We start from the raw sequence: 6,424 nt of genomic DNA on the forward strand, positions 1-6,424 counted from the left end.
CAGCTAAACCGCCTCTGCCCAATTTCTTGCACTTCCGAATCACACAGCAGATCAACGTCGCGCCCACGTTGATCCCGCTCAATCACGTGTCCTCCTGGGACACATCGCCATCGCAGCCGATGGCAACAGGGTGCCCTCATGCGCGTCCCGCCCGCGCGTGAGGCTCAGGTAGAGGCGGAAAAACCTGCACAGGAAAGGAGCCCTATGGGACGAAGATCAAGAGGCGTCAACCATGCCGCACAGATGAGCCGCGAAGCAGGCGGAAGCAAAGACTCACAGAAGCGCCGTCGCTTACATTGGAGCGAGTTTTCGCGTTTCGCCGCGCGGATTGGTCACACGCTGGAAACAGTCAACGAAGCGGAAGACTGGATGCTCGAGTTCTTTGTCTGGTTCCTCGTTGCCGGGGCGATGAAACCTGGCACGCTCGCGAACTATCGGGCGTCGCTCTCAGTGATACAGGGGACGACCGGACAGGATATGTCCCGCTCAACCCGCAGCCGCGACCTCCAGCTTGAGCGACGGGACCGGCGTGGCAGGCATCGTGCGCGCACGCAGCAGGAATTCAACGACCTGCTCGCCGCGGCGCAAGCGCTCGATGCAAGTGTCGTGCACGTGATCCGACTGATGCGTTGGCTTGGACTTCGCATGCGCGAAGCACTCATGTGTGGCAAGTCACTGGAAACCTGGCGAGATCTGATCTTGCAGGGCGATCTTCGCCTGCCTATCGAGCGGGGCGCCAAGAACGCGCGTCCGCGTCGCACCGAAGTGCTTGCGGATCACGTCGACGAAACGCTCGAGGCCATCAACGCAGCGTTGGCGTACTGCCGCGACCGCGATTTCGAGCTGGTGAGCGGCTGCCATAGCGGTCTGAAAAGCGCCAAATCCCGCCTCAAGTTGCGCTTTGATCAACTGCCAATGCGCCGGGAGCTTGCCAGTCACAGCCTGAGATTCACGTATGCCGTCGACTTCGCGAACGCCGCACTGGATCGCGGCGTACCGCCCGTCGATGTACTGACTCAACTATCCGACCGCCTTGGACACGGCCCGTCGCGGGTGAAGATGATCCTTGAGGTCTACTGCCGGCAGATCCGCCACCGGTTCCCCGAAAAAATCCAGTTGCCGAGCGACTTCGTTCCCAGACAGCGAACGAGGAACCTGCAGAGGTCGGCAACAGGTCGTCCAGACGACCAATTGCAAGGCGACGGCGCCGCTCCAAGACGACGAGGGCGGGTGCACGGACGGCGCGTCAAAATCAACCATGGAGGGAAACAAACCAAACATAAGCCATATTAATTTGCAATCCTCATCAAAAAGAAGACGACTTGAACATCTATTGAAGGAGCAAGACAACGTGCCTGAATCACCACTCACCGGGGACGCCCGCGCCACCCTTAATCGGTACAGCAGCAAAAGGGCCGTCGAAACGCTGCTGCCACTATGGTTGCAGTTTGAAGACTTCCTGCGCTCGCACAGTCTGTCGCCAGCATCCGTCCTCGATATTCCGGAGGATACGCTTCGTGCGTACGCGAGCTATCTCGACCACCGGGACTGCCACGTCGATGACGCGCTGGTTGCGCTTAGCGCGGTCCTTCTTGTCTGCCTCCTCGCAGGGTACAACGGCAAGATTTTGCGCGGCGTCGTAATCCCGCGCATTCGTCGCCCCGTCGAGAACCGACAGTGGGACGCATTTCGCTTGCGAACCTACCAGCGGCTCGAATCCTCGCAACGCGCCCGGAGTCGCAGACGCCGGGCCAAGCGCGAAGCGTGCGCACAGGACACGGCTCACGCCGACAACGCCCTCATGTAAGCAACGTCCTTAACGCTTTTCATCGCTCCATCTACATCTATCGAAGGAACAACCATGACTCATCTGATTGTGGCTCACTTTCAAAGCTCGAACAGTGCCGCGCAAACTTCGGCAGCGCAAATTCTCCACGCACGGACAGGAGGCTTGCTCCTGAATCCGAGCCTGCTCGGTGCGACCGGCGAGCAAGTGAGCAACGAAACTATGACGGACATTGAAAATGCACTTCAGGATCATTACTGCACCTTGATGACCTCGCGGCGCGGGGGAATCATCGATGTGTCACCTGAATATCGGATGGCAACGGTCGCATTCATTCAGGCGAGGCGTACCGTCCTCACCGAACTGAAGACGATCATTGTCTCGACGTCACCGGACGCAGCCTCACAGCAGGCTACCGTAGAAACGCTTGGCGCTATTTGTGCAGCGGGCGTAGCGCCATCCTGCATCCGGATCCTCTGTACCGACGCCCCAGCAAACACCGCCATCGAGGATGGCTACCGGGTAGTCGTTGACTATGCACGGGAAGCAGGCATCGCGGTGTCGCCGGAGGCTACGCTTTCTGTATCAACATCTTTTGCGAAGGCGCAGCAATTCAAGATGCCGATCGCCGCCGTCCTGAACCGCGCAGTCGACTTCGAAACAGAACTGACTGAAGCGCGGCTCAACGGTGCGCCGGAGAAAATCATGCACGCGCTAGCCCACAAGGTGATCGCACAGCGCGATCTTCTGGATGCGGCTGATACGTTCAAACGCGTAGCCGATGCACTCGGAATACCAGCCATCTCGCAGGACGAGTGGCGTGCCGAACTGGTCCCAGCCACGAACCGGAAGCGGACGAAGCCGACAACGCTCGATTAAGGGAGTTTGGTCAACACGGATCGACGGCCCACTTCCGCTCAGGGCCTGTTGGTCCGTGCAGCAAATTGGCTTTTGGTTGCCGAAGACTGCGTACCTATGCCATTCGAGACATGAGAGCACTACCATCGCGCCCGTATTGGCATTGCGCTGCCGACGTCCGTGCAGTTGAATCAGCTGGCCCTCACATTGCTCCATTGAACTATAGGGAAATTACAATGAATCAGTTCCATCGGATGACAGAGACTGAAAAGGCCCTTGTAGAATCTGTCGCTCGGGCTCTCAGCCTTCGCTGTGAGCCGTTACCACCACTGCTCACCGACGCCATCGCTCTAAACAGCGCACTAGCGCGCCTGGCGCGGCGCATTGACTATGAGACGCATATGTATCGGTGGGCGACCGGGGCCGAGTCCCTACGCATGACGTCCGCATACATGCGTCGACACGCGAAGTTAAAAAGCGCCGCCGTTTGGCATCGCACTACCCCGTGGGGAAGCTTGGCTTTGAAGTCGATGCTGCCCGTCTCCCCTAACGGGGTTGTTCACGGAAACTGCGACGCAATTTCGCTCGAGTTCCTGCTCAATGCCATCGCTGAGGATCCGCTAATCATGAGCACCCGCCGCGATGGTCCTTTCCCGCACCTACCAATCGACATTCTGCTGACGCAACGAATTCATGGATTCTTTGAACAATACAGTGGTCCCGGCGTGGTCCATCCGTTTGAGGGCCGCCACTTCGTCCAGGGATGCGTTGTCAATATATATTGCGACACAAGGAAGGCCGTAGCGCGAGCGGGCGTTGCCAGCGCGCTCTCCCGAATCATGACCGCGGAACTCGATGCGGATATCGTGTCGCTGGTGCAGGAGGCGCGTCGCACTCATGAAACGTCGCGACCCCATTGACCACTTACGCTGGCAATGTCGCGGACGCGCCTGGCGCCTGAAAGCACGACTGCGCCAGGAAGCGCCACTCTGGTGAGGGATGCCCGCCGCCGCTCGGCGGGTTTCTCGCTCTGAATTCACACCCCCATTCGACCTTCGTCCAACCCAGCGGCGCGGTTTCTCGCAAGGTGGCGGGACACAGAACGCCAATTTCGCGATGACCATAGGCCTTCGGATTGAACGAACCAGCTTTCTTTTGCCCTCACAGGGTGACTCTTGTTGTCGCGTCGAACCTGCCACGATTTTCTATCCCTCGCCAACGCACAGTCGACGGCAATTTCGCGGCATTGGAAGTTTTCACTCGTTGTGCGCTCGCGCCACACCGGAACAGTTGCATCGAGTTTTACTTAAGGCAATGCTGATCAAGTCCACCGAGTTGGTACTTCACGCGTTATATAGGTCGTGTTTAAAGAGGCAGGCAGAACAGGATGAAGCAGCAGACGCTGGCGATGGCAGCCGATCAAGGTGCGGGTTTCGAGACCCACCGCAAACGCACGCGGCGCGACGAGTTTCTCGACACGATGAATGCGATCGTGCCATGGTCGCAGTTGTGCGCGGTGATCGAGCCGCATTATCCGAAGCGCGGCAATGGCCGCCCGCCAATTGGTCTGGAGCGCATGCTGCGGATCCACTTCGTGCAACACTGGTTCAATCTGGCCGACTTCGCTTGCGAAGAGGCACTCTACGACAGCGCCAGCCTGCGTCGCTTTGCCGGAATTGACCTGGGTTGTGAAGCCGTACCGGACGCGACGACGCTGCTCAAATTCCGGCGCCTGCTGGAGACGCACAAACTGGGCGAGCAATTGTTTGCCGAAGTCGGCCGGGTGCTGCAGGCCAGCGGCATGAAGCTCAAAAGCGGCACCATCGTGGACGCGACGATCATCGGCGCGCCGAGCTCGACGAAGAATGAGCAGAAGGCGCGCGACCCCGAGATGCATCAGACCCGCAAGGGTCGCCAATGGTATTTCGGCGCCAAGCTGCACATCGGTGTTGACAGCCAAAGCGGTCTGGCGCACAGCGCGGTGCTCACGCCCGCCAATGTGCATGACAAGGTGCGACACGTGTCGCCGTCTGCCGCGCGTTAAGCGGCATGTAGTAGGCGGAAAAGCTCATTCTTGTCTTGTCACGCGGGGCGTTCGGGAAAAGATCGCCGTGCCGTGACCTGCTGTACGACCAGCAGTTGCCTATCCAGACATGCGTAACCGGTAACGGTTGGGTATGAAGCTCTGGAGACAACGCGTCTCTCGACTGACGGTTCACCCCGGCGACGGGGAAGGAATCGACACTGCCAGCCGCCGTGCGGTGTGGGATGCCAGGCAAGTTCCGCATGCGCAACATAAGTGAACTGTTGATAAACCTCGTTAGCACGAAGGGGCCAAAGCGGCTGTTAGGCCCTGACCAAAAGGTGTGCAGCCGGTTGCTTCCGTCTTGTCAGGGAGTACGTCGTCACAAGGGCTGCCGGGGAAGAGACAGGCGCTAAACGGACAGGCCCGGCGGAATGTTCGGGTCGGCAAGGATGGGAACGTGGTAAGCCCAATTGTCCAGGTTCAGCGCCCTTGGCCTCGGTAACGAGGTGGATTCAACGATGTGACGCGTACGAAGGTCGTATGCAGTGCCGGTGCGACCGGCGTCAGTACGACGCTTAATGCTGTGCTCGAGCCGTATGCGGGGAAAGCCCGCACGTACGGTTCTTCGGGGGCCCCACTGCCGACAGGCAGCGGGGCTACCCAATCACCCGCTACCGCAATTGCTGCACGGGAACGAGCGGCGCGTCTACGGCGATAGCGCCTATGCGAGCCAGAAAGCGCTGATCCACAGCAAGGCCCCCAGGGCGCGCGACTTCACCAATCAGCGCACCCGCCGTGCGGGCGGCGAAGTCGACGAAGTGCAACGGGGCAAGAACCGCAACAAGTCGAAGATTCGGGCCCGGGTCGAACATATCTTCTCGGTCGTAAAACGACTGTGGGGATTTACGAAGGTGCGCTATCGCGGGTTGGCAAAGAACGCCAACCGGGCGTTCGTCGCGCTCGCGCTGGCCAACGTCTATCTGTCGCGCAGGCAACTGACGGCATCGGTACGCCCATAGTGGGCGAAAGGCGGGCAACGCGCCCGCCTACAAGGCCCGCGAGGGCAGAAAAGCAATGGCTTAAGCTCGGCCTCATGACTTGGCGACGTTCAAGTCGCTGACACGTCGCCGATTTAGTGGCTTGTTCAGCTTAGCCTTAATACACGTGATCGCCCCGTCCTGCACAGGATTCGCCCAATGCGCGTCGCCCGAAAGCGCTCATCGGTCCCTGCCTCGTTGCGAATGCGGGTATGTTTGTTCGGATGAACCCGACTGTCGAGTTCGGTCTTTTTTCGGAGCCCGAAGGACTAACACTGCCGCAGGCGGGTAGCGTCGTAAGGATTGCGGAATCGGCTGCTCGATCCAGATGCGCATCGAAGCAGGTTGCGATTACGACTCCGGCATTGCGGGAATGTGTGGCGGCACCGGCTGGCTGAGGTTGGCGCCGCCGGTTGCCTCAATGATCGGAGCGTTTTAGGTTCGTCGACTGTACGTCGTAGCCGCCAATCGATTCGGACACAACTGCGACCAGTGCAGGTTCACATGGGACGCCGGCCGTCATCAGTAACAAGGCGCAACGCTAGTGTCGTGAGTTAGAAGTTCGTTGAATCAATTTCCCGTTCTTCCCGGAATGACGAAGTGCTGATTAAAGAGCCGTTCGGACTCGCGCAATCCTTCTTCGGTAAAGATCACGGACTTCGTCTTGTTGACTGGGTCTTCGATGAAGCCCCGTTCGTAGAGCCGGTTCAGCACATC

Annotated in this window: 5 protein-coding genes and 2 pseudogenes; 6 read left to right on the forward strand and 1 reads right to left on the reverse strand. The window is 59.2% G+C overall.

The window, feature by feature from the left end; genetic code table 11:
* Positions 1 to 243 precede the first annotated feature (243 nt).
* The 6 genes and pseudogenes from F6X42_RS30845 to F6X42_RS30870 all read left to right on the forward strand — a co-directional run.
* A complete protein-coding gene (locus F6X42_RS30845; protein WP_246530298.1) occupies positions 244 to 1,293 on the forward strand; it encodes an integrase domain-containing protein in 1,050 nt (349 codons plus the stop codon).
* 58 nt (positions 1,294 to 1,351) lie between these two features.
* Entirely contained in the window at positions 1,352 to 1,807 is a 456-nt protein-coding gene (locus F6X42_RS30850) for a hypothetical protein (RefSeq protein ID WP_187637819.1), read from the forward strand.
* Positions 1,808 to 1,861: 54 nt separating this feature from the next.
* A complete protein-coding gene (locus tag F6X42_RS30855; protein WP_187637820.1) occupies positions 1,862 to 2,665 on the forward strand; it encodes a hypothetical protein in 804 nt (267 codons plus the stop codon).
* A 500-nt stretch (positions 2,666 to 3,165) separates the two neighbouring features.
* Complete coding sequence (locus tag F6X42_RS30860) at positions 3,166 to 3,564, forward strand: hypothetical protein (RefSeq protein WP_187637821.1); 399 nt, start codon at positions 3,166 to 3,168, stop codon at positions 3,562 to 3,564.
* Between the two features lie 467 nt (positions 3,565 to 4,031).
* A pseudogene (locus F6X42_RS30865) lies at positions 4,032 to 4,652 on the forward strand (IS5 family transposase); the annotation flags it as partial.
* Positions 4,653 to 5,335: 683 nt separating this feature from the next.
* Positions 5,336 to 5,689, forward strand: a pseudogene (locus F6X42_RS30870) (transposase); the annotation flags it as partial.
* A 588-nt stretch (positions 5,690 to 6,277) separates the two neighbouring features.
* On the opposite strand, the gene F6X42_RS43510 reads toward F6X42_RS30870, so the two are convergent.
* The coding region (locus F6X42_RS43510; protein ID WP_222945787.1) for a DUF6429 family protein at positions 6,278 to 6,424 on the reverse strand (147 nt) is incomplete at its 5' end.

Origin of the sequence: Paraburkholderia podalyriae, assembly GCF_014397785.1 — a bacterium.
In the GTDB taxonomy this organism is placed as follows: domain Bacteria; phylum Pseudomonadota; class Gammaproteobacteria; order Burkholderiales; family Burkholderiaceae; genus Paraburkholderia; species Paraburkholderia podalyriae.

Excerpts from the sequence above, each read along its gene's own strand:
- F6X42_RS30845 (WP_246530298.1), top strand. The coding sequence starts at position 244 with ATGAGCCGCGAAGCAGGCGGAAGCAAAGACTCACAGAAGCGCCGTCGC.
- F6X42_RS30855 (WP_187637820.1), top strand. The coding sequence starts at position 1,862 with ATGACTCATCTGATTGTGGCTCACTTTCAAAGCTCGAACAGTGCCGCG.